This window comes from Bacteroides sp. QWL-09 (assembly GCF_058683585.1).
In genome coordinates, this window is sequence record NZ_CM178748.1 from 246,186 (window position 1) to 270,126 (window position 23,941).

16 protein-coding genes, 1 tRNA gene and 2 pseudogenes are annotated in these 23,941 nt (G+C 39.6%); 11 read left to right on the plus strand and 8 right to left on the minus strand.

Annotated features, from left to right (window positions below):
• Window positions 1–39: 39 nt before the first annotated feature.
• From AC4PG5_RS01055 to AC4PG5_RS01080, 6 genes are all read left to right on the plus strand, one after another.
• Window positions 40–2,067, plus strand: a complete 2,028-nt coding sequence (locus tag AC4PG5_RS01055; protein WP_492029651.1) for a tetratricopeptide repeat protein — start codon at window positions 40–42, stop codon at window positions 2,065–2,067.
• Between the two features lie 84 nt (window positions 2,068–2,151).
• Window positions 2,152–4,092 carry a threonine--tRNA ligase gene (thrS, locus tag AC4PG5_RS01060; protein WP_492029652.1) on the plus strand — a complete coding sequence of 647 codons (1,941 nt, stop codon included), beginning with the start codon at window positions 2,152–2,154 and terminating at the stop codon, window positions 4,090–4,092.
• Window positions 4,093–4,161: 69 nt separating this feature from the next.
• Window positions 4,162–4,794, plus strand: a complete 633-nt coding sequence (gene infC, locus AC4PG5_RS01065; RefSeq protein ID WP_492029653.1) for a translation initiation factor IF-3 — start codon at window positions 4,162–4,164, stop codon at window positions 4,792–4,794.
• 61 nt (window positions 4,795–4,855) lie between these two features.
• On the plus strand, window positions 4,856–5,053 hold the full coding sequence (gene rpmI / locus AC4PG5_RS01070; protein ID WP_492029654.1) for a 50S ribosomal protein L35: 198 nt from the start codon (window positions 4,856–4,858) through the stop codon (window positions 5,051–5,053).
• Window positions 5,054–5,150: 97 nt separating this feature from the next.
• Entirely contained in the window at window positions 5,151–5,501 is a 351-nt protein-coding gene (gene rplT, locus AC4PG5_RS01075) for a 50S ribosomal protein L20 (RefSeq protein WP_492029655.1), read from the plus strand.
• 502 nt (window positions 5,502–6,003) lie between these two features.
• The gene (locus AC4PG5_RS01080; RefSeq protein ID WP_492029656.1) at window positions 6,004–6,771 is read left to right on the plus strand and encodes an EFR1 family ferrodoxin; all 768 of its coding nucleotides are present in this window, start codon (window positions 6,004–6,006) and stop codon (window positions 6,769–6,771) included.
• On the opposite strand, the gene xpt is transcribed toward AC4PG5_RS01080, so the two are convergent.
• From xpt to AC4PG5_RS01115, 7 genes and pseudogenes are all read right to left on the minus strand, one after another.
• Window positions 6,747–7,337: a xanthine phosphoribosyltransferase gene (xpt, locus tag AC4PG5_RS01085; RefSeq protein WP_492029657.1), complete on the minus strand. Its 591-nt coding sequence runs from the start codon at window positions 7,335–7,337 to the stop codon at window positions 6,747–6,749. The genes AC4PG5_RS01080 and xpt overlap by 25 nt on opposite strands.
• Window positions 7,338–7,538: 201 nt before the next feature.
• A complete protein-coding gene (locus AC4PG5_RS01090) occupies window positions 7,539–8,120 on the minus strand; it encodes an indolepyruvate oxidoreductase subunit beta (RefSeq protein ID WP_492029658.1) in 582 nt (193 codons plus the stop codon).
• Between the two features lie 3 nt (window positions 8,121–8,123).
• Window positions 8,124–9,716 (minus strand): thiamine pyrophosphate-dependent enzyme, encoded by a 1,593-nt coding sequence (locus AC4PG5_RS01095; RefSeq protein ID WP_492029659.1) that lies wholly within the window; start codon window positions 9,714–9,716, stop codon window positions 8,124–8,126.
• Window positions 9,717–9,794: 78 nt separating this feature from the next.
• The gene (gene mltG / locus AC4PG5_RS01100; protein ID WP_492029660.1) at window positions 9,795–10,826 is read right to left on the minus strand and encodes an endolytic transglycosylase MltG; all 1,032 of its coding nucleotides are present in this window, start codon (window positions 10,824–10,826) and stop codon (window positions 9,795–9,797) included.
• A gap of 754 nt (window positions 10,827–11,580) precedes the next feature.
• Window positions 11,581–12,797: pseudogene (locus AC4PG5_RS01105) on the minus strand (IS256 family transposase).
• A 155-nt stretch (window positions 12,798–12,952) separates the two neighbouring features.
• Window positions 12,953–13,330 carry a hypothetical protein gene (locus AC4PG5_RS01110; protein WP_492029661.1) on the minus strand — a complete coding sequence of 126 codons (378 nt, stop codon included), beginning with the start codon at window positions 13,328–13,330 and terminating at the stop codon, window positions 12,953–12,955.
• Window positions 13,331–13,334: 4 nt separating this feature from the next.
• Window positions 13,335–13,718 (minus strand): DUF5640 domain-containing protein, encoded by a 384-nt coding sequence (locus AC4PG5_RS01115; protein ID WP_492029662.1) that lies wholly within the window; start codon window positions 13,716–13,718, stop codon window positions 13,335–13,337.
• An 874-nt stretch (window positions 13,719–14,592) separates the two neighbouring features.
• On the opposite strand from AC4PG5_RS01115, the pseudogene AC4PG5_RS01120 reads away from it, so the two are divergent.
• Window positions 14,593–14,700, plus strand: a pseudogene (locus AC4PG5_RS01120) (SH3 beta-barrel fold-containing protein); the annotation flags it as partial.
• A 573-nt stretch (window positions 14,701–15,273) separates the two neighbouring features.
• Here the strand turns inward: AC4PG5_RS01120 and AC4PG5_RS01125 are convergent.
• Window positions 15,274–15,346: transfer RNA gene (locus tag AC4PG5_RS01125), tRNA-Thr, on the minus strand.
• Window positions 15,347–15,624: 278 nt separating this feature from the next.
• Here AC4PG5_RS01125 and AC4PG5_RS01130 point away from each other — a divergent pair.
• The 4 genes from AC4PG5_RS01130 (at window position 15,625) to AC4PG5_RS01145 (ending at window position 23,936) form a co-directional block, all read left to right on the plus strand.
• Window positions 15,625–18,213 (plus strand): beta-mannosidase, encoded by a 2,589-nt coding sequence (locus AC4PG5_RS01130; protein WP_492029663.1) that lies wholly within the window; start codon window positions 15,625–15,627, stop codon window positions 18,211–18,213.
• 30 nt (window positions 18,214–18,243) lie between these two features.
• Window positions 18,244–20,568, plus strand: coding sequence for a family 20 glycosylhydrolase (locus AC4PG5_RS01135; protein ID WP_492029664.1), 2,325 nt, complete (start codon window positions 18,244–18,246; stop codon window positions 20,566–20,568).
• 150 nt (window positions 20,569–20,718) lie between these two features.
• On the plus strand, window positions 20,719–22,785 hold the full coding sequence (locus AC4PG5_RS01140) for a glycoside hydrolase family 20 protein (protein ID WP_492029665.1): 2,067 nt from the start codon (window positions 20,719–20,721) through the stop codon (window positions 22,783–22,785).
• A 197-nt stretch (window positions 22,786–22,982) separates the two neighbouring features.
• Window positions 22,983–23,936: an SPFH domain-containing protein gene (locus AC4PG5_RS01145; protein ID WP_492029666.1), complete on the plus strand. Its 954-nt coding sequence runs from the start codon at window positions 22,983–22,985 to the stop codon at window positions 23,934–23,936.
• Window positions 23,937–23,941 lie beyond the last annotated feature (5 nt).

Sequence of the window (23,941 nt, forward strand, 5' to 3'; positions counted from 1 at the left end):
ATTACTTTTGCTCCATTCACAAACATAAATAGATTAATAATGAGGAAGATATTAATAGCTTTATTTTTGTTCCCTGTTGTCTTGTGTGCTCAGATTAATACGGATAGGGTTATGGTGATTGCCCGGAACGCACTTTATTTTGAAGATTATGTGCTTTCCATTCAATACTTTAATCAAGTTATTAATGCTAAACCTTACCTCTATGAACCTTATTTTTTTAGAGCTTTAGCTAAAATTAATCTGGATGATTATCAAGGTGCGGAGACTGATTGCAATGAAGCTATCCTGCGGAATCCGTTCGTGGTGAATGCTTATCAAGTTCGAGGATTGGCTCGCATTCGACAGAATAAGTTTGATGTTGCTATTGAAGATTACCAGAAAGCTCTTGCTTACGATCCTGAAAATACGACTTTATGGCATAATTTGGCTCTTTGCCATATGCAAAAGAAAGAGTATGATCATGCCAAAATGGATATTGAAAAACTTCTTGCTGTCTCTCCTCGTTATACACGCGCTTATCTGATGCGTGGAGAAGTTAATTTGCAACAAAAAGACACGGTTGCTGCTTTGAGTGATTTTGATCAAGCGCTTGATCTTGATAAATACGATCCAGACGCATGGGCTTCTAGGGCTATGGTGCGATTGCAGCAGGCTAAATATGCCGATGCTGAAAAAGATTTGGATTCTGCTATTCGTTATAGTGTTAAGAATTCTGGACTATATGTTAATCGGGCGCTCGCTCGTTTTCATCAAAACAATCTTCGGGGTGCGATGTCTGATTATGATCTAGCTTTACAAATGGATCCGAATAATTTTATTGGACATTATAATCGAGGCTTGCTCCGTGCTCGTGTAGGAGATGATAATCGTGCTATTGAAGACTTTGATTTTGTGATTAAAATTGAACCTGATAATATGATGGCTATATTTAATCGTGGGCTGCTTCGTGCTCAGACTGGCGATTATCGGGGCGCAATTAACGATTATACCTCTGTTATTAAACAATATCCTAATTTTCTTGTAGGGTATCAATACCGTGCCGATGCTCGGCGTAAAATTGGGGATAAGAAAGGTGCGGAATTTGATGAGTTTAAGGTTTTGAAAGCGCAACTTGATAAACAGAATCGGGTGAATAATAAAAATCTAGCACAGAATAATTCTAATCAGTCTGATAAAAATAAGACGCGTAAGAAATCGGATAAGAATATGAATAATTTCCGTAAGATTGTTATTGCAGACGATTCGGAAGCAGATAAGAAATATAAAAGCGATTATCGCGGTCGGGTACAAGATCATAATGTGAACATTAAAAATGAGCCGATGTTTGCCTTGACTTATTATGAAAAGAGTAGTGACGTTAAGAAGTTGGTCTATTTTCATAACGCTATTGATGATTTGAATCGTTCAGGCATTTTATCGAAACGACTTCGATTGACGAATATGGAAGCGCCTCTGACTGAAGAGCAAGTTAAGTTTCATTTTTCTTTGATTGATTCTCATACTTCAGTTATTGTGGCTGATCCCAATAATGCTTGTAAGCGTTTTTCTAGGGCTTTGGATTTTTACTTGGTACAAGATTTTTCGAGTGCCTTGGCTGACTTGAATAAGGCTATTGAATTGGATGAGAAGTTCTTCCCTGCTTATTTCATGCGTTCGCTGATACATTATAAACAGCTAGAATATAAAAAGGCTGAGTTGAATGAGAAAGCTATTGAGGGAGGTGAGGATGCTGAAATTAGAGGAACGCTTGATGTGGGTGGAGTGACTTATGATTATGTAAGAAAAGATTTAGATCGCGTGATTGCACTGGCCCCTGATTTTGTTTATGCTTATTATAATAGAGCAAATTTATTTACGATTACTAAGGATTATCGTTTGGCTATTGCTGATTATGATAAAGCGATAAAGCTTGATCCGTCATTTGCTGATGCTTATTATAATCGTGGTTTGACTCATATCTTCCTTGGAAATAATCGATTAGGATTAATGGATTTGAGTAAGGCTGGAGAGCTTGGAGTCGTGTCGGCTTATAATGTATTGAAGCGGTTTACCGATCAATCGGAATAACATTTTATTAATTATAAATGGGAAACTCAAAAGAAATAATTACTTTTGCGACTTATTAACAGAAAAATATAACATCATTATATCATGATAAAAATTACATTTCCCGATGGCTCTGTTCGTGAATACAACGAAGGAGTGAACGGTTTACAAATAGCCGAAAGTATTAGTTCGCGTTTGGCTCAAGATGTTTTGGCGTGCGGCGTGAATGGTGAAATCTATGATTTAGGTCGTCCTATAACAACGGATGCTTCTGTTGTGCTTTATAAATGGGACGATGAGCAAGGGAAACATGCTTTTTGGCACACGAGTGCGCACTTGCTTGCTGAAGCCTTACAGGAATTGTATCCGGGTATTCAGTTTGGTATCGGTCCTGCCATTGAAAATGGTTTTTACTATGATGTTGATCCGGGAGAGGCGATCATTAAAGAAGGTGATTTGCTCGCTATTGAAAAGAAGATGGCCGAACTTGTAGCTAAAAAAGAAGCTGTGATCAGACAAGATATTGCTAAAACTGATGCTTTGAAAATGTTTGGTGATCGTGGTGAGACTTACAAATGTGAATTAATCTCTGAATTAGAGGATGGTCGTATCACGACTTATACCCAAGGAACATTTACAGATCTTTGTCGTGGTCCTCACTTGTTGACTACAGCTCCGATTAAAGCCATAAAGTTGACTTCGGTAGCTGGTGCTTATTGGCGCGGACAAGAAAATCGTAAGATGCTGACTCGTATTTATGGTATTACTTTCCCTAAGAAGAAAATGCTCGATGAGTATTTAGCGATGGTTGAAGAAGCGAAAAAACGTGATCACCGTAAAATAGGCAAAGAGATGCAGTTGTTTATGTTCTCTGATACGGTGGGTAAGGGATTACCGATGTGGTTGCCTAAGGGTACTGCTCTTCGCTTGAGATTACAAGATTTTCTTCGCCGTATTCAGATGAGACATGATTATCAGGAAGTGATTACTCCGCCAATTGGAAATAAGTTGCTATATGTTACATCGGGGCACTATGCTAAATACGGAAAAGATGCTTTTCAGCCTATCCATACTCCAGAAGAGGGTGAGGAGTACTTTTTGAAACCGATGAACTGTCCTCATCACTGTGAGATTTATAAAAATGTTCCACGTTCATATAAGGATCTTCCTTTGCGTTTGGCTGAATTTGGTACAGTATGTCGTTATGAACAGAGTGGTGAGTTGCATGGGTTGACTCGTGTGCGTAGTTTTACTCAAGATGATGCCCACTTGTTTTGTCGTCCTGATCAAGTGAAAGATGAATTCCTTCGTGTAATGGATATTATCTCTATTGTGTTTCGCTCAATGAATTTTGAAAATTTTGAGGCTCAGATTTCTTTGCGTGATAAAGTAAATCGTGAGAAATACATTGGTAGCGATGATAACTGGGATAGAGCAGAGCAGGCGATTATTGAGGCTTGTGAGGAAAAAGGGCTGAAGGCCAAAATCGAATATGGTGAAGCTGCTTTCTATGGTCCTAAACTTGACTTTATGGTGAAAGATGCGATCGGTCGTCGTTGGCAGTTGGGAACCATTCAAGTTGACTACAACTTACCAGAACGTTTCGATTTGGAATATATGGGATCTGATAATCAAAAACATCGTCCAGTGATGATTCATAGAGCACCGTTTGGTTCTATGGAACGTTTTGTGGCAGTTCTTATTGAACATACTGCTGGAAAATTCCCATTATGGTTAACTCCTGATCAAGTTGTTATATTGCCGATTAGCGAAAAATTCAATGATTATGCCGAGCAGGTAAAAACTTACTTGAGGATGAATGATATTCGTGCTCTTGTGGATGATCGTAATGAAAAGATCGGACGTAAGATTCGTGATAATGAAATGAAGCGTATACCATATCTGTTAATTGTTGGTGAAAAAGAGGCTGAAAATGGTGAAGTTTCGGTACGTAAACAAGGCGATGGTGATAAGGGAACCATAAAATTTGAAGAATTTGCTAAAAATTTGAACGAAGAAGTTCAGAATATGATAAATAAATGGTAACTTTGCAGCCAATTAATATAATAAATTTGCGTGAATAATAAAAAACAAACAGGAAGTAGAAAATTTTCTATGAAGAATGACAGCTTAAAAGGGCAACATAGAATCAACGAGCAGATTCGGGCCAAAGAAGTCCGCATTGTGGGCGATGATATTGAACCAATGGTGTATCCGATTTTCCAGGCTTTAAAGATGGCCGAGGAGAAGGAAATGGATCTTGTAGAGATCTCTCCAAATGCACAACCACCTGTTTGTCGTATTATTGAATACTCAAAATTCCTTTATCAGCTGAAGAAACGGCAGAAGGAACAAAAGGCTAAGCAAGTTAAAGTCAATGTGAAGGAGATCCGTTTTGGACCTCAGACAGATGATCATGATTATAACTTTAAACTAAAACATGCAAAAGGTTTTTTGGAAGATGGTGATAAAGTTAAAGCTTACGTATTCTTTAAAGGTCGTTCTATCCTTTTTAAAGAGCAAGGTGAAGTCTTGTTGTTGCGTTTTGCAAACGATTTAGAGGAATATGCTAAGGTTGATCAATTGCCAGTACTTGAAGGTAAACGAATGATTATTCAATTATCTCCTAAAAAGAAAGACGTTGCTAAGAAGCCGACTACTAAGCCTTCAATTGATGGTGCTTCATCTGAAAAGAAAGCTGAAGCTTCTCAAAAAAAGACAGAAACTTTGCAAGAGAAAAAAGACTGAAATGCGTAACGCGCAGGTATAGTGCGTTGCCATATTATTTAATAATTTAAAAATAACTAAGATGCCAAAGATGAAAACTAACTCCGGTTCGAAAAAGAGGTTTACCCTTACCGGAACAGGTAAAATCAAAAGAAAGCACGCTTTTCATAGTCATATCTTGACTAAAAAGTCTAAAAAGAGAAAAAGAAACTTGTGTTACTCTACAACTGTTGATGCAACTAACGTAGCTCAAGTGAAGGAACTTTTAGCAATGAAGTAATCAAAGCGTACAAGTATTATTAAGTATTAACCGAATGCATTAGCTTTAAGATCGCTACGTGAAGTAACGGCGCTAACATTCAAAAAAAAGTAAAACTATGCCAAGATCAGTAAATCATGTTGCTTCAAGAGCAAGAAGAAAGAAAATTTTGAAACTTACCAGAGGTTACTTTGGTGCAAGAAAAAATGTATGGACCGTAGCTAAGAACACTTGGGAAAAGGGTTTAACTTACGCGTTCCGTGACCGTAGAAATAAGAAAAGAAACTTCCGCGCACTTTGGATACAACGTATCAATGCTGCTGCACGTCTTGAAGGAATGTCATATTCTAAATTGATGGGTGGGTTGCATAAAGCAGGTATCGAAATTAACCGTAAGGTTTTAGCTGATTTAGCTGTTAACCATCCAGAAGCTTTCAAGGCTATCGTTGCTAAAGTGAAAGCAGCATAAGCTTAGAATAATAGAAAAAGTAGGCGTGTCGGATTATTTTCCGGCACGTCTTTTTTTTAGCTTTGCTGTTCTTCTAATAGGAATAGTTCTTTGGGGATGAAATGTTGTCTATGTTTGTAGAGTGGTGACAATTACCTACTCTTTTTCAAAAATACTTTTCTTATAGAATACTTTGTTTATAAGTTTTTTAACTCATTAATGGATGCTTGTTGGGTTTGTGGGTTTTGTTTTTTAGTTTTCTCACAGAAGAAAAAACGTTTGTTTTCTTTGCTTTTTCAGTAAATAGCTCTATATTTGTAATACGAAAATATTGGCCGTATCGACTGGATCGGGAAACTCTTCAAATTAATCTGATATACCGAGAAGGCTTCGATCTTCAATGGCGGGCCACATTCCCTAGGGATAGCATTTATGCCGGTGGATTACAACGAGGACGAGCGCTCAAATCTTGCTTTATCAGAGTTTCATCACATCGTCGGTACGGCTTTTTTTATATACACCTATGATCTTCTATTTCTCAGGGACGGGTAATTCTCGTTGGGTGGCGGAACGGCTAGCTCGGGAACAAAACGAGACGTTATACTTTATTCCACACTGCATTAGAGATAAGAACTATAGTTTTTCTCTTCGTAATAATGAAAAAATAGGCTTTGTTTTTCCTATTTATTCATGGGGGCCTCCTCTCATTGTTCTTCAATTCATTAAGCAGTTACAGGTGATTAGTTATCAAGGGCAATATTTGTTTTTCGTCTGTTCTTGTGGTGATGATATCGGACTAACTCAGAATGTTTTTGTTGATGCAATAAGTCGTAAGGGATGGAAGTGTGATGCAGGTTTTTCTGTTATCATGCCTAATAATTATGTCCTGCTACCAGGTTTTGATGTCGATCCTGATGATGTCCGGCGGAAGAAGTTGACTGAGGCTGTGGATCGTGTCCAGCTGGTGAGTCATTCCATTTGTTGTGAGGCTCACTTATTTGATTGTAATGAGGGGCGCTTTCCTTATTTGAAAACTCGAGTTATTAATCCGTTGTTTAATAAGTTTCCGACTAATCCTAAAAAGTTTCATGCGGCCGATAGTTGTGTGGGGTGTGGGCGTTGCGTGAAAGCCTGCCCGATTCAAAATGTGAAGCTGGTTGATAGAAAACCGGAATGGGGATCATATTGCACCTCATGTTTGGCTTGTTATCATGTTTGTCCAGAACATGCGGTGCAATATGGTAAAGTGACTCAAAAGAAAGGTCGTTATTTTAATCCTTCACAAGGATAATCCTTTATCTTGATTTCACAGTGAGAAAGGTCTTCAATGATAGCTAAGCTTTCTACCCGTATGCCTTTTTCTTCGAGCATCTTTCTTCCGTTCTGGAATTCCTTTTCTATAATGAATCCCATACCGACTAAGTTGGCACCGGCTTGTTTTACAAGGTCGATGATTCCTAATGCTGCATTTCCATAGGCTAGAAAGTCGTCTACAAACAAAACATTATCATTGGGTGTTAAGAAGTCAGCACTGATCACTACATCGTAATCTCTGTCTTTGGTGAATGAGTGGACAGTGGTCGACAAGACATTCTTAATGGTCTTAGGTGATTTTTTTTTGGCGAATACGACAGGAAGATCCATGAGATAGCCAGTCATGATAGCCGGAGCGATTCCGCTAGCTTCGATGGTCATGATTTTGTTGACGTTTGTCGAAGCGAATCGCCGTACAAACTCTACGCCAACTGACTTCATTAGAGCTGGATCCATCTGGTGGTTGATAAAACTGTCTACTTTAAGGATTCCCCCCTCATAACATTTTCCGTCTTGTTGAATTCTTTTCTTTAGTAATTGCATATTATTCTTATTTGAAATACGCTTTATGGGGATATGTACTTAAGCTGTTTGTCCCGATAAAGCATTATGATTATGTTAGTTGTATCTCTGTTTGATCTGCTTGTTCTTTCTATTAGTGCCTATCTGTTGTCGTGTTTATCTATTGAGGGATTATAAAAGGCTGCTATGTGGCAGCCTTTTATAATTTTGGTAGATGATGTTTTACATTAATTGTTCGGCAATCTCTTTTCCGGCGGCAAGTGCCTTTAAATTTAGATTAACAATGTCTTCCCCTTTGCGTTCGAAGATGGCGCGGACGCTATCTTTTATCACGTCATAGGCTATGCCAAGGAATGGAATGGTGGCACCTAATAGTACCATGTTAGCAGTTCTAGTCGAACCGACTTCCTTGGCTATCTTGTCAACATCGAGCACAATTCTATGTGGTAATCGATTAATCTCTAACATTAAGTCTTCTTCGGTGGGATAGTTCGTTATATTTATATATGGAGTGGCATTAGTTACCAACCAACCCTCTTGACTGAGATATGGCAAATAACGCAAGCCTTCCATAGGTTCCAATGAAATAATCAAATCACATTTCCCTAGAGGAATTAAATCGGAAGCAATCGGACGATCGCTGATACGCAGGTTTGATTGTACATCCCCTCCGCGCTGACTCATCCCGTGTACTTCTGCTTGTTTCATGAACAATCCTTCTTTGATTGCTGCTTTACCAATTACTGTTGCAATGGATAGGATACCTTGTCCACCGACACCTGATAAAATGATATCTTTTTTCATAGCTTATTTACTCCTTTTTTTACGTGCTAAAGTTTGGATACATTCTCTTCGCGGAATAATTACAGAAACGCCGTTATATGCTATTTCTTCACGTATAATCTGTTTCATTTCTTCATAATTCTTTTTCAAAGGTACTACCACACGTACGTGTTCGGGTTCTACACCCAGTCCGATGCAAATTGCTTCGATGCGTCCTGTGCCTGCAGAATCTTGTCCTCCGGTCATGGCTGTGGTTTCGTTGTCTGAAATCACAATTGTTACATTGGTTTTCTCGTTGACACAATCTAACAATCCTGTCATTCCAGAGTGGGTGAAGGTTGAATCGCCAATTACAGCTACCGATGGGTGTAATCCACCGTCTGCTGCTCCCTTGGCCATAGTGATCGATGCTCCCATGTCAACGCAAGAATCGATTGCATTAAATGGCGCGTTTGAGCCTAAAGTGTAGCAACCGATGTCGCTAAAGACTTTATGTAATGGATATTCTTCGCGGAGTACTTGGGTGAGCGTAGTGTACATGTCACGATGTCCACATCCTTCACACAAAGCAGGGGGGCGCATTTCCACAAGGCTTGGAGTTGTGAATGGTGAGCTGTTCTCTTTACCTAAAGCATGGGCAACATTATCGGGAGTGAGTTCACCGTCGCGCGACAGTGTGCCATCTAAACGACCTCTAACTTTAAGGTCACGTCCTAAATAACCTTTAATCAAACGCTCAACAAATGGTTGACCATCTTCTAACACGAGGATCTCGTCGCAAGAATCGACCAACTGAGTAAGCTGCTTTTGTGGGAGAGGGTATTGTCCTATTTTAAGCACAGGATATTCACATCCTTCTGGATAGTTTTCCATCAGATAGTTGTAGCCAAGACCACAAGCGATAATTCCTAATTTCTTGTTAGGTCCGTCAATGAATTTGTTGTAAGGTGATTCTTCTGAGGCTGCAATAAATGCTTCTTGTTGTTTAAGAAGGACTTTATAACGTTTACGAGCAACTCCTGGTAATAAGATGAATTGTTTTGGATCGTTGCTGAATGACAATTTGTTTTGTGGCTTTTGTGATTTGCGTTCTACTCCTGAACGAGAGTGAGCCAAGCGGGTTACCATACGCATAAGGATGGGTTCGCCTATCCTTTCAGAAAATTCGAATCCGCTGTAGATCATATCGTAAGCTTCTTGCTGGTTACTAGGTTCGTACATCGGTATTAATGCAAAGTCACCATAGAAGCGGCTGTCTTGCTCGTTCTGAGAAGAGTGCATGCTTGGGTCGTCTGCGGCTACAACTATTAGTCCACCATTTACTCCGGTCATTGCCGAGTTGATAAAGCAGTCGGCTGCTACATTCATGCCAACGTGTTTCATGCAGACTAAAGTTCGTTTGCCAGCGAATGACATCCCTAAAGCGCCTTCCATGGCGGTTTTTTCATTAACGCACCATCGATGATGAATGTTTTTTTCGTGGGTTATAGGAGCCATTTGTATGTACTCTGTAATTTCCGTCGACGGAGTTCCAGGATAAGCATATACTCCCGAGAGTCCGGCATCTAATGCGGCTTGAGCTATTGCTTCGTCGCCAAGTAAGAGTTGTTTGCTCATAATGATTTAAAAATTAGTGTTTATCATGGTTTTTGATTTATCACAAAGGTAAATAAAACCTGTATAATTTTTAAATAATTATTTAAAAATATTTCTTTCGTTTAGAGCTTTCCAATATTTCTTGGCATTAACCATGTGATCGGTGTAATTTGATGCAAAGTTATGTGTGCCGGAAAAGTCTTCTTTAGCACACATATAGATGTAGTCGTGTTTTACGTGATTCAGAACGCTGTCTATCCCTTTTACAGATGGAATACGAATTGGGCCTGGAGGTAACCCTGTGTTGATGTAGGTGTTATATGGAGATTTTACTTTTAAGTTTTCGTTAGAAATGCGCCGGAGGGTAAAATCTTGTAAGGCGAATTTGATTGTAGGGTCAGCTTGTAGTGGCATGTTTCGGTGTAAACGGTTGATATATAAACCAGCAACCATTGGTTTCTCTTGATTGTTATTGGTTTCTTCTTCAACGATAGAAGCCAAGGTGCATACTTCTTCAGGGGTCATATTCATTGCGGTAGCTTGGGCTAAACGTTCCCTATTCCAGAAACGTTGATGCTCTTTTTTCATCCGTTGGAAAAACTCGTCGACTGAGATGTCCCAATAGACTTGATAGGTCTCGGGAATGAATAAACAAGCTATGGTCTCCTTAGTGTAACCCATTTTGACTTGAAAAATTGAATCTAAAAGTTGGTGGGCAACCTCTGCGGAGTCTATCATGAGTTGTTTGCCGACACTCCGAGCTAAACGGTCGAGTGTACGGACGCTTCCAATCGTTAGATTTATGGGTTCTTGGCGTCCTTTGGAAATTCTTCCGAATACCCGATACATGTTGTCTCTTGGACTAATTAGGTAGCGTCCGGTATGAATGTTACCATCGAATGGACGGATTAGAGCCATTAGATGAAAACCGATCATTGTTTGAGGGAAGCCGACCGATTTTACTTTATTGTAGATGGAATCACTTGTGTCATCGCGATCAACGTAAACATATGTCGATTCGTTAGTCTTGAATTGTGGGTAAAATAGACTGTATGCAACTATACCTCCAAAGAGTAAACTTATGATTGTGATAATCAGTAAAATAGATCGATTCTTGCTGTCCTTTTTCATATGCTTTCTTTTGATTTTAAAAAATTGGGTCAAAGATAGGAAGTTTTTAGTAAATGTTGGGCCTGATTTTCGATTAGTTGTGTCTGTTTTTCCTAAATTTTAGGTGGTTATAAGAATAAGAGGATGCATCAAGTTGAGTAGATATTAGTAGAGTTTAAATGGTTTTTGTGTTTTCGGCTAGCTTGGATAGATTGAGTAAATGAGAGTTAGACAGTTTGTGGTAAATTACGGAGAGATTTTACATGAGATAGGAGATGAGTAGTGTTAGGAATAGATATAAAAAAAGGCTACTCATCACGAGCAACCAATCTTTGTTAACCTTAAATCTAATACTATGAAAAACACAATGCAAAGATACGACTCTTTGTGATAATGGCAAGTTTTGATCGTTTTATGACCTTATTTATAACATGCTTTAATATGGATCTTTGTTTGTTAACATATAAGATCTGTTATGCCTTGACTTGATTTTAATAGAATAAAGAGAAGTTATTAGGTATTGAAAAAATCTTTGATTTGAATAGTTATTTTATTTCATTGGGGAAACAAAAGAAGATAAAATGAATTTGTTGGAATTTGTGAAGAGTTAAAATGCTTGTGAATAAAGGTTTTGAGTTGTGAGCCGATAGCCGGACTTGAACCGGCGACCTACGCGTTGGGAGTGTAATTTAAACTCTGTCTGGTTTCTATTTCATCAAAATCTTAACAAATATAATTTTTTCTTTGCGTTTGAAAAGCAAAAAGGGAAAATGGGTTATATCGCCAGAGGCATTCTCTCTCCAAATTTGATTCGTAGCTGTCCGCCAGTTAACGCCCAATTTTGGAGCGGTTGCGTCCATTTCTTGGAGATGTTCATCACAGCCAGATAGATTAACTTCATCAATGCCATATCATTGGGAAAGACACCCTTGGTTTGGGTCACCTTTCGTACTTGACGATGAAACCCCTCGACGGCGTTAGTTGTGTAAATCAGTCTTTGGATATGCTCATCATAAGCAAAATAGGGCGATAGATTATCCCAGTTCCTCCGCCATGACTCCAAGACAACAGGGTATTTCTTGCCCCATTTATCTTCTAGTTTATCAAGGTTGAGCTCTGCTAAATCTTTATTAGGGGCTTGATAGATTGTTTTCAAGTCTGCCATAAACTCTTTTTGATCTTTGGAAGCAATGTACTTCAAGGAATTGCGAATCTGATGCATGATGCAATTCTGAATGATGACCTCGGGAAAAATAGTGTTGATTGCTTCGGCAAAATCGGTGAGATTATCAATGCAAGCGATCAAAATATCTTTCAACCCACGTGCTTTCAGGCCTGTCAATACGCTCAGCCAGAAGTTAGCACCCTCACTTTCGGATACATACATGCCAATCAAGTCTTTATGCCCATCTTTGTTGACTGCCAGTACATTATAGACTGCACGACTTTCAGTACGACCACCATCCTTCACCTTGTAATGCATCGCATCAAGCCATACAATGGTGTACATCTATTCCAGTGGACGGCTTTGCCACTCCTTGACCTTAGGAACTATGCGCTCTATGATCTCGCTTAGGGTATTGTGGGAGATTTCAACATCATACATCTCCTCGATATGGGAGGAAATATCCCGAAGGTCAACCCCATACCATACAGACTGATAATCTTGGAAGACATGTTATCTGCAAGAATAGTCTCGCGCTTTTTTAGGATCTCAGGATTAAAGCTACTGTGACGATCTTGGGGAGTCACGATATCAATCTCCCCGGCCATCGTTTTGACCCGTTTGCTTCCACTACCATTACGCTTATTGCCTTTAAGGCGTTCGGAATCATCAAGGCGGGAAGACATCTCGCCATCTAATGCGGCCTCTAAAAACTCTTTTAGCAACGGACCAAAGGCGCCGTCTTTGCCCGTGAGCGATTCCCCACTACGTAGTTGAGATAGCGCTTTGTCACGCATCTGCTGATGCTCTTCACTGTTTCTATCCATAATACAAAGATAATTGTTTTTGGACAGAGTTCAGATTACGCCCTCTGCGGGTCACGAATGCATCTTGGACTTAATTTTAATTCATTTATTATCAGTCTTTTGCTTTTCTTTTAATTTGTTCTTTGGGTAAGTTCTGGATAAGTTTTAACATTGTTTTATGCCTTTCTCGGATAAAAAGGCTTTATCTCATCTGCTTTGTAGTTACCTTCAAACTTTTCTCCGTTATTCGTGTAGCAGCCGTATTCTTCGTTTAAAATCTCTTTAACTCTCATTTGTTTGCCTGACTTAATTCCCACTACAAGTTCTCCGATTTGAAATGGTGTAGAAGATTTTGTAATCTCATCTTTTTTACTTTCCCAGTCATTGATTGTATTATCAAATTGATTAGAGGGTTCAGATATTTCATCGTTTTCAGACGCTAGTAATTTTTTCTTTATTTTTCTAACATCGTTTGTCATTCCCCACATTTTGAAGAATAGGATGATTTGTAATATTCCGAATATAAGGAATATTACAGATAAAAAGTTAATCATAGTCTTAATTATTTAGTTTCTTATAAGTTCCATTCTCTGTCTCATTTTCTATTTTAAGCTTATCACCCGAAAAAACGCAATTCCAAAGTTTAGACTTCCCTATTAATCCTTGAGTTTCCGAATATATAATCTTTATATTGATATTTTTGTCAGAGACGCTGTATGAAAATGTATAGTTTTGCCCCGTTGTCCCATCATTGAATAATGAGTAAAATCCTCTACCATTTGATTCAAATTCAATGTATTTATGTATGCCATTTGTGCCAGTTGACCATTTTCCTATAATTGCAGATTGGCTTATTGGAATAGATGTATCATCATTTGATGATGAGCACCCTGTAAGCAATATTATTGGCAATATCGCTATTGAAAATAACAGTTTTCTCATAATATTATTGTTTTAGTATATGTTTGAATATATTTACATTTGATTTCGTTCTAATTATTTATAATAAAATCTTTTTCATAACGCGTTTTTTTATTTAGCAGATAAACAAATTAAAACTCGGTGCATTAAATAAACCTCATTTAATGGAACCTCGAACGGTTTAAATTTAGGATCTGTATTGATTGAATGGCGGGAAATATACCCTTCTTTTTCTGATGCGTGTGCTTCCTTTACCACAACGCCATTTGTAGTGTCTAATACATAAGTACGTCCCCAATCAATAAATATATCCGGATTGATTTTTTTATCAAGACGCGGGAACCCGATGGGTATTCGGGTGCCATGCTTTCTCTGTACACTGTTATGGCGTAATCAACATTTTTAATACGAGAGACGATTAGTTCGCAGTCTTGGAGCATAACTCCATCGGATGCGAAACCTGTTATAGGGCATAAAGGTAATAGTCTAGTCATGAATGCGTGTTCGTTTTTGAAATCCATATATGGATTTTCTTTTTTTTCTTTTCTTGAGGTTTGATTTCTTCTTTTAGCATACTTCCTACCCCATTGAGAATCCAATCTAGACTGATATTCTCAATTGAGTTGTGCATACTAGCAAGAAATTTAGACGAGGGGGTTGTCTTCCTTTCACTAAGTATGTTGTTTACGGTTGTAACTAGCTTGTGAATAACTGTCGAAAACTGAGTGTCGTTTTTGTTAAATAGATGATTTACAGGTAATCGTATTCTTTCGTTAATATCCATAAACTCAATGTAGTATGTTTGTATCATTAAAGTAACGTTATTAGATAACAATACAAATATATATAAAGTTTATTTAACAAGCAATAGTATAAATATATTAAATACACGATTATGAGCATGAATAACAGAAATCAACAAAGAAAGGTCATGAACCTTGCTTGGCAGCTAATTAGAAAGAACGGTTTTTCAATGAGTGAAGCGCTAAAATGCGCTTGGGTGAAATTTCCACCAATATCACCACGTGTGAATTTTGTGAAATATCTAAGATTGGCTTTATGTAAATCTGCGTATGAATTGCGATTTTCATCCTCTAACTGAGTGATAAACTTTTTGCAATAAGATTGAAAGGTATGTACACCTTCTTGGGGCTTCTCAGCTATCAGCATATCTCGCAATTGTTTGCAGTCGTACATGTTTACATGCTTAATTGCATCTAATTTATCTTGATATGTATTAAGAAGATTGCGGAGTTTTGCATTCAATACACTAGCCTCAGGATGCCTAACGATCTGACCATTTTTAAATTGACTCATTTTGTCAATAATAATGTTTGTAACAATGTATGCTGTGACTTGTTTATGACAAACTGCAATTCGGACTTTGTGACGTCCATCTGATAGTGCTTTTGATTCGTAAATATATAATTTTAGGGTAGCCATTTTGGGGATAATTTAAAAGGATAAGTTTTAAACCCCACTTTTGGGAGTTCTAGCCTTTTTTTTATTCCAAAAATATTCGTAATGACGCTTTTCGAAGAGTTAAAATGCTTATGAATAAAGGTTTTGAGTTGTGAGCCGATAGCCGGACTTGAACCGGCGACCTACGCGTTACGAATGCGTTGCTCTACCAGCTGAGCTATATCGGCAACTCTCATTCCTTTACGGCATGCAAAATTAAAGCTTTATTTTATTTATCAAAAAGATTTTTCAATTTTTTTAATAAAAAAGGTTAAGCTTTTTCTTGCTCTTTTATTGATGGTGGGTGATGGTATCGGTTCATTTAATTTTTTGTTTTTTAAGTCTTGTTCTAAGGGATTTATAATGGCTTATAAATCATGCTTTAACGTTTAACTTCTCTTTTTTTCAAAGAAACTTCATAAAAAAGCTTATCTTTACCACTTGAAAGTATTTCCTTATAGATATTATGAAAAAAATCATTGACATTATGGTCAAAATAACTTGTGGGCTGTTATGTTGCTGCAGTATGGCGCAAGCTCAAAGTCTTGATAATTCTGAGATTATGTTTCTTGATACCGATTGGGAATTTACCCAAGGTGGAATGAATCAATGGCATACTGCTGTTGTACCGGGTACTATTCATCAAGATCTGATTCGTCATCATCTTCTGCCTAATCCGTTTTACGGATTGAATGAAGAGAAGGTTCAGTGGGTGGAGAATGAAGATTGGGAATATCGAACTACCTTTACTGTCAATGAGGACCATTTGCGACGTGATGGTGTGTTGCTGACCTTTGAAGGACTTGATACTTATGCCGATGTCTATCTAAATGGTTCATTATTGATGCGTGGTGATAACATGTTTGTAGGGCGTTCTTTTGAGGTAAAACCTCTATTACGTAAGGGGGCTAATCATTTGCAAATCTATTTCCATTCGCCTATTCGTCAGGTGATGCCTCAATTTGAATCGAATGGTTTTAACTATCCTGCAGATAACGATCATCATGCCAAGCATCTTAGTGTGTTTACTCGTAAAGCACCTTATAGTTATGGATGGGATTGGGGAATTCGGATGGTGACTAGTGGTATTTGGCGCCCTGTGACGATTCGTTTTTACGATGCGGTGACTATCGATGATTATTATGTTCACCAGGCATCACTCGATGATTCTTGGGCAATGACGTGGAACCATTTAAAAGTAAACAATGTTTTTCCCGAAGCGGTCGAGGTGACTGCTTCCATTCACTGTAGTCTAGATGGAAAAACTTTTAAAACATCTAGTCGCACCTATTTGCTTCAACCTGGCCTAAACGAGCTTGATTTGCCTCTTGATATTGAAAACCCGAGACGATGGATGCCTCATGGTTGGGGTGATCCGACACTGTATTCTTTCAATGCAGAAATTCGCTTTAACGATCGCCTTGTAGCTGCGAAAACTCATCGCATCGGCTTGCGTACCGTACGATTGATTAATACTAAAGATGCGCACGGTGAGTCCTTTTATTTTGAAGTGAATGGTATTCCGATGTTTGCCAAAGGAGCTAATTATATTCCTAGTGATGCTTTATTACCAGCGGTGACCAGAGATCGTTATGAATCTTTATTTCGTGACATCAAGGACGCGAATATGAATCTCGTCCGAGTATGGGGTGGTGGAATCTATGAGGACGATCGGTTTTATGATCTAGCCGATGAAAATGGTATTTTGATTTGGCAGGACTTCATGTTTGCTTGTACACCTTATCCGGGTGATGCGAACTTCCTTGCACGTGTGGAGGAAGAGGCCGACTATAACATCCGTCGTTTGCGCAACCATCCGTCATTGGCGATGTGGTGTGGAAATAATGAAATCTTAGAAGCAATTAAATATTGGGGGTTTCAGAAGAAATTTGATCCTGAAATTTATGAGGGTTTTTTTAGAGCTTACGATAAGTTATTTCGTGATCTTTTACCTAAGAAAGTGAGAGAACTCGATAGTAATCGTTTTTATCTACATAGTTCACCCTATGCAGCCAATTGGGGACGTCCTGAGTCGTGGGGTATAGGTGATAGTCATAATTGGGGCGTATGGCATGGAAAAAAGCCATTTGAATCGCTAGATACCGATATCCCACGGTTTATGAGTGAGTTTGGTTTTCAATCTTTCCCAGAGATGAAGACGATTGCGACTTTTGCTTCGCCTGAAGATTATGATATTGAATCTCCTGTGATGAAGAACCACCAAAAAAGCGGGGTAGGGAATGCTTTGATTCGTACTTATATGGAGCGTGATTATATTGTTCCAGAACGTTTTGACGATTTTGTTTATACCGGTTTAGTTCTTCAAGGGCATGGTGTTCGTCACGGAATTGAGGCTCATCGTCGGAATCGTCCATATTGCATGGGGACTCTCTATTGGCAGTTGAACGATAGTTGGCCGGTGGTTTCATGGTCGAGCATTGATTATTACGGTAACTGGAAAGCATTGCACTATCAAGTTAAAAAGGCTTTTGCTCCGATTATTATTAACCCGATCATGCAGAAAGATACTTTAGATGTTTATCTCGTATCCGATCGACTAGATACTCTTGGAGGATTGAAGCTACGGATGGAGCTTATTGATTTTGAAGGTAAGGTTTTGACGACACGAAAGGTGGATCCACTCACCTTGCCTGCAAACTCTTCCTTATGCGTTTATCGGGAATCGTTGGGATTCCTTTTGTCGCCCGAACAGCGTAAGAAGTCCTTCTTAAAACTAGTTTTGGCCGATCAGGGAGATGTGGTGGTTTCGGAGAATGTCTTTTTCTTTGCTCCCACCAAAGAACTTTTGCTGCCTCAAGTCGAGGTGGAAGTTAAAGATAAAATTCGTGACGGACGGTGTGAGTTGATTCTTAAAGCTGATAAGTTAGTCAAAGACCTTTTCATTGAAGTACCTATTCAAGGTGCTCGGTTTAGTGATAACTTCTTTGATCTGTTGCCGGGTGAAGTGCGAACAATTGTGATCTGTTCGCCACAAATTAAAAAGAGAGAGAAAGTAGAATGGACGATCAAGCACATTCGTAAAACATATCATTAATATTAACTACTAACACCTAACTTTTTTATTATGAAACATTTTTTCTCGAAATTAGCAGGGTGTGTGGCACTAGCGGGCGTATTAAGCTCATGCCAGACCACCATTGAAGCTGACTATCATGTCATTCCTTTGCCGCAGGAAATTACGGCAACCACCGGGTCACCTTTTCTTCTGACTGGTAGTGTAAAAATCTTATATCCACAGGGTAATGAGAAAATGCAACGTAATGCTGAATTGCTTGCTGGCTATTTGAAGACGGCCACTGGAAGTACGTTCACCGTAGAGGCCGGAAATGAAGGCAAAAAGGCTATTGTATTATCGGTCAATGCTGAATCGTCTAAACCGGAAGCTTACCATTTAAAGGTCGAAGCTGATGGAGTAACCATTGCAGGGGGCAGCGAATCGGGAGTGTTCTATGGTATTCAGACCTTACGTAAATCACTTCCGGCTAACGGAAATGCAAAATACACTTTGCCTCAAGTTGACATTAAAGATTATCCGCGCTTTGATTATCGTGGGGCTCATCTCGATGTTGGACGTCACTTTTTTACAGTCGACGAGATTAAGACATTCATCGACATGTTGGCTTTGCACAATATGAATCGTATGCATTGGCATCTTACTGAAGATCAAGGCTGGCGTTTGGAGATTAAGAAATATCCTAAATTGGCTGAGATCTCATCACAGCGTAAGGAGACCGTTATTGGACGTAACTCGGGTGAATATGATGGTAAGCCATATGGTGGATTCTATACTCAAGAACAAGCGAAAGAAATTGTAGCTTATGCTGCTGAACGTTACATTACGATTATCCCTGAGATCGACCTTCCAGGACACATGCAAGCGGCTTTGGCTGCTTATCCGGAACTTGGTTGTACCGGTGGCCCATATGAGGTATGGACACAATGGGGCGTATCGGATAATGTGCTTTGTGCAGGAAACGATCAAGCTCTTCAGTTTATTGACGACGTGCTGACTGAGGTGATGGAAATCTTCCCTTCTCAATATATTCATATTGGTGGGGATGAGTGTCCGAAGACAAAATGGAAAACGTGTCCGAAATGTCAAGCGCGCATTAAGTCGTTGGGCTTAAAAGACGATGACAAACATTCTAAAGAAGAACGTTTGCAAAGTTTTGTGATCAATCATGCCGAACAGTTCCTTAATACTCATGGACGACGCATTATTGGTTGGGATGAAATTCTTGAAGGTGGACTGGCACCAAATGCAACGGTGATGTCATGGCGCGGTGAAGCCGGAGGTATAGAAGCTGCTAAACAGCACCACGACGTGATTATGACTCCTAACACCTATCTTTATTTCGACTATTATCAAACTAAAGATACGAAGAATGAACCGTTGGCTATTGGTGGTTACTTGCCGGTAGAGCGTGTTTACAATTACGAACCGATGCCATCGGTGTTGACTCCAGAAGAGCAGAAGTATATTGTTGGGGTACAAGCAAACCATTGGACAGAATACATGCCAACCTTCTCACAGGTGATGTATATGGCTATTCCTCGCTGTGCGGCTCTAGCTGAAGTACAGTGGACAATGCCTGAGAAGAAGAATTATCAAGACTTCCTCAATCGCTTGCCACAACTCATTAAATGGTACGATATCGAAGGGTATAACTATGCTAAACATGTGTTCGATGTGAAAGCTGAGTTTGTATCTAATGCAGAGAAAAAAACACTCGATGTTTTACTTTCCACTGCCGATCATGCTCCGATTCATTATACGCTCAATGGAACTGAACCTACAGCTTCATCTCCGGTATGCGACAGTGTATTGCATCTTAACGAGAATGCTCATTTGAAAGCGGTTGCCGTACGTTCATCGGGCAATAGTCGTGTGCTTGAAGAAAATATCGCTTTTAATAAGGCTAGTTTGAAGAGCATTGTGGCTAATCAACCCATCAATAAGGGATATTTTTTTGGAGGCCCTTCTACTTTGGTTGATGGTTTAATCGGAGATACAAATTATAGAACCGGTCGCTGGATTGGTTTTCAAGGAAACGACATGGATATGACTATCGATCTTGGTGAGCCAACCGAGATTTCAAGCGCTGCAATCAATGTTTGCGTTGCAAAAGGCGACTGGGTGTTTGATGCTCGTAACTTTACCGTAGAGGTGTCGACCGATGGGAAAACTTTTGTAAAAGTGGCTTCTGAAGATTATCCAGTTATGGCTCAAAATGATGCTAATGGAGTGAAGACTCATCAGTTGACTTTTGCTCCGGTGAAGGCAAAGCTAGTTAGAGTGGTTGCTCAATCGGAAAAAGCTCTTCCGGACTGGCATGGTGGTAAAGGAAATCCGGCGTTCTTATTTGTTGATGAGATCGTCTTAAACTAATCACCTTACAGATCGTCTTTATCTCTTTATTCATAAAAGGCCGACTGCTAGTATCTGAACTGATCTGGCAGTTGGTCTTTCTTTGTTTTCTTTTTTTCATTAACTTTGGAACGATAATTATAATCCTTGTGATTTTATAAAGAGAAAAACATGAAAGACATGAAACTACTCATCGGTAGGTTGGCCTTTGTATTGGTCTTCTTACTACTTTGCAGTACATTTACCGTACAAGCTCAAAATGTTATTCCTATTCCTTTACACATGCAGCGTGGGGAAGGTTCGGTTGTGTTACCGACGCAACTTCCGTTTTACACCAATCTGAAACGTTCGGAAGCACGTCTCATGAAAGAGTGCTTGAATACTGTTGTCCCAGTTAGCAAAGGAAAGAAGCAAGCTAAGTCAATTCAAGTTAATTTATTGCTGACTGTTGCTGACGGTCTGACGACTTCCGAAAGTTATACCTTGTCGGTTACTCCTCAACAAATTGTAATCAAGGGGAAGACTGGTGCTGCACTGTTCTATGGTCTACAAACATTGATGCAACTGATGGAACAAAAAACGGGTCAGATAGAAGTTCCGGTCATTGAGATTGCAGACACGCCCCGTTTTGCTTATCGCGGATTGATGCTCGACGTGTCGCGCCATTTTTTCTCGAAGGAGTTTGTGAAGAAGCAGATGGACGCATTAGCTTATTATAAGTTCAATCGCTTACATCTTCATCTGACTGATGCGGCAGGTTGGCGATTGGCGATTAAGAAATATCTACGACTCACAGATTTCGCCGCTTGGCGAACTGATGGCGGTTGGAAAAAATGGTGGTTTGGTGATCGTAAATATCTGAATCGTACTGATAGTGGAGCGGTCGGAGGGTATTACACTCGTGATGATATTCGTGAGCTTCTTGAATATGCTCGCCAACGTTATATTACCATTATTCCCGAAATTGAGATGCCTGGACATTCCGAGGAGGTTTTGGCAGCCTATCCTCAACTCTCTTGTGCCGGTGAGCCTTATAAGAACTCTGATTTCTGTGTCGGCAATGAAGAGACTTTCACTTTTTTAGAGAACGTGTTGACCGAAGTGATGGATTTGTTCCCATCGGAATACATCCATATTGGTGGTGATGAAGCCGGCAAGAGTGCTTGGAAGAATTGTCCGAAATGTCAGAAGCGTATTCAGGATGAACATCTTGATGGTGTTGATGGATTACAAAGTTATATGATTCATCGCATTGAGAAGTTTCTTAATGCTCACGGTCGTAAGCTGTTAGGTTGGGATGAGATTCTTGAAGGAGGATTGGCACCACATGCGACAGTGATGTCGTGGCGAGGAGAATCTGGTGGACTAGCGGCTGTACGTTCCGGTCACCGTGCCATCATGACTCCCGGCAAGTATTGTTATTTCGATGCGTATCAAGATGCCCCACCTTTCGAGCCTGAGGCTATCGGTGGTTATCTACCCTTGGATAAGGTGTATAACTATAATCCTGTGCCCGATTCGTTGACGGTTGCGGAAGCTGCATTAATCTATGGGGTACAAGCTAACCTGTGGACTGAATATGTACCGACTCCTGAACATGCGGAGTATATGATTTGGCCGCGTTTGTTGGCTTTGTCGGAAGTGGCATGGTCGGCTCCCGAACGAAAGTCGTGGCCGGCCTTCCGCGAACGGGTTTTGAAGGCTTCTGCCGACCTTCAACAGAAAGGGTATCATCCGTTTGACTTGAATAAGGAGAGGGGAAAGCGCCAAGAAGCTCGTCAGCCGGTGACTCATTTGGCTGTGGGGAAGAAGGTGATTTATAACGCTCCATATAGTCCAAGTTATGTAGCTAAGGGAGATGGAACGTTGACTGATGGTTGGTTGGGCGACTGGACCTATGGCGATGGTGCATGGCAGGGGTTTATCACTCGTCAAGGCGTTGATGTGACGATCGATATGGAACAGATTACAAATATACATTCTGTTTCGGCTGAGTTTATGCAAGCTGTTGGCCCTGGTGTGTTTTGGCCGGGAGAAGTTACCATCTCTGTATCGACCGATGGCGTGAATTATACGACTTTGAAAAAAGAACAATATACCGGAACTAAAGAACCTCCATTTGGGTTTAAAATCTACGGTTGGGAAGGTGAAGCGAAAGCTCGTTACATTCGTTACCAAGGAACAACGAGCGCCGAATATCACGGTTTTGTATTTACTTCTGAGATTGTTGTGCGATAAGTAAGCTTGCAAATTTATAAGTTGGAATCGGAGAATCTCCTTTATTCTATTTCTATCCTTTTCAGATAAAAATAGAATAGAGGAGATTTTTCTTTATTTTTTTCGACAATAAATGGTGGTTTAAAAATAAATTATATATTTGTGATATTAAAATGATATCACAAATGTTAATCTAATATTTTTTAAATCAATCGAATATGGGAACAAAAGAATGTAATTTTATTGGCTTTAGTATGAACGGGTTTGTGGCCTTGTTCTTTCATCTGGTTGTGCTTACTGGAGCTATTGTCGCCGGATTTTTGGGCTCAAGTCTCACTTGTGTGATTTCTCTTCTACTCATTGTTTTGTGGCTTATTGCTTTTGCCGGGTACATGCAACTTGAACCTAACGAGGCTCGTGCCATGGTATTCTTTGGCAAGTATCAAGGTACCTTTAAAGAAACTGGATTTTTCTGGGTTAATCCGTTTGTGGAAAAGAAAAAGCTATCGTTACGTGCTCGTAATCTTGATATTGAACCGATCAAGGTGAATGATAAGATCGGTAATCCTGTTCTTATTGGGCTTGTATTGGTGTGGAAGCTTAAAGATACTTATAAAGCCATGTTTGAGATTGATTCGCAGACCATGGCTGGTTCGGCTTCCATCGTCTCTACCAATCAGGTAAATATTGGTAATGCTGTGGCTAATCGGATGAATGCTTTTGAGAATTTTGTGATGATTCAGAGTGATGCCGCTTTGCGTCAAGTGGCTGGACAATATGCTTACGATGACAATGAAGCTCATGTTGGCGAACTGACTCTTCGTTCGGGTGGTGAAGAAATCAACGAACAGTTGGAGCAAAAGCTCAACGAGCGTCTGGAAATGGCCGGTATAGAGGTAGTAGAAGCTCGCATAAACTATTTAGCTTATGCTCCTGAAATTGCCGCTGTGATGTTGCGGCGTCAACAAGCCTCGGCTATTATCACAGCTCGTGAGAAAATTGTAGAAGGTGCGGTCTCAATGGTGAAAATGGCTCTAAATAAGCTCTCCGAAGAGCAGATCGTAGAACTTGATGAAGAAAAGAAAGCTGCCATGGTGAGCAACCTTTTGGTGGTACTCTGTGCCGATGAAGCTGCTCAACCGGTGGTGAATGCCGGAACGTTGAACCATTAATTTAT

What these genes read in the sequence shown, in the direction of transcription:
- AC4PG5_RS01130 (WP_492029663.1), top strand. Translation starts at nt 15,625, where the DNA reads ATGAAAAAAATCATTGACATTATGGTCAAAATAACTTGTGGGCTGTTA.
- rpmI (WP_492029654.1), top strand. Translation starts at nt 4,856, where the DNA reads ATGCCAAAGATGAAAACTAACTCCGGTTCGAAAAAGAGGTTTACCCTT.
- thrS (WP_492029652.1), top strand. Translation starts at nt 2,152, where the DNA reads ATGATAAAAATTACATTTCCCGATGGCTCTGTTCGTGAATACAACGAA.
- AC4PG5_RS01135 (WP_492029664.1), top strand. Translation starts at nt 18,244, where the DNA reads ATGAAACATTTTTTCTCGAAATTAGCAGGGTGTGTGGCACTAGCGGGC.
- AC4PG5_RS01080 (WP_492029656.1), top strand. Translation starts at nt 6,004, where the DNA reads ATGATCTTCTATTTCTCAGGGACGGGTAATTCTCGTTGGGTGGCGGAA.
- rplT (WP_492029655.1), top strand. Translation starts at nt 5,151, where the DNA reads ATGCCAAGATCAGTAAATCATGTTGCTTCAAGAGCAAGAAGAAAGAAA.
- AC4PG5_RS01110 (WP_492029661.1), bottom strand. Translation starts at nt 13,330, where the DNA reads ATGATTAACTTTTTATCTGTAATATTCCTTATATTCGGAATATTACAA.
- mltG (WP_492029660.1), bottom strand. Translation starts at nt 10,826, where the DNA reads ATGAAAAAGGACAGCAAGAATCGATCTATTTTACTGATTATCACAATC.
- AC4PG5_RS01090 (WP_492029658.1), bottom strand. Translation starts at nt 8,120, where the DNA reads ATGAAAAAAGATATCATTTTATCAGGTGTCGGTGGACAAGGTATCCTA.
- AC4PG5_RS01145 (WP_492029666.1), top strand. Translation starts at nt 22,983, where the DNA reads ATGGGAACAAAAGAATGTAATTTTATTGGCTTTAGTATGAACGGGTTT.
- infC (WP_492029653.1), top strand. Translation starts at nt 4,162, where the DNA reads ATGAAGAATGACAGCTTAAAAGGGCAACATAGAATCAACGAGCAGATT.
- AC4PG5_RS01055 (WP_492029651.1), top strand. Translation starts at nt 40, where the DNA reads ATGAGGAAGATATTAATAGCTTTATTTTTGTTCCCTGTTGTCTTGTGT.
- AC4PG5_RS01140 (WP_492029665.1), top strand. Translation starts at nt 20,719, where the DNA reads ATGAAAGACATGAAACTACTCATCGGTAGGTTGGCCTTTGTATTGGTC.
- AC4PG5_RS01115 (WP_492029662.1), bottom strand. Translation starts at nt 13,718, where the DNA reads ATGAGAAAACTGTTATTTTCAATAGCGATATTGCCAATAATATTGCTT.
- AC4PG5_RS01095 (WP_492029659.1), bottom strand. Translation starts at nt 9,716, where the DNA reads ATGAGCAAACAACTCTTACTTGGCGACGAAGCAATAGCTCAAGCCGCA.
- xpt (WP_492029657.1), bottom strand. Translation starts at nt 7,337, where the DNA reads ATGCAATTACTAAAGAAAAGAATTCAACAAGACGGAAAATGTTATGAG.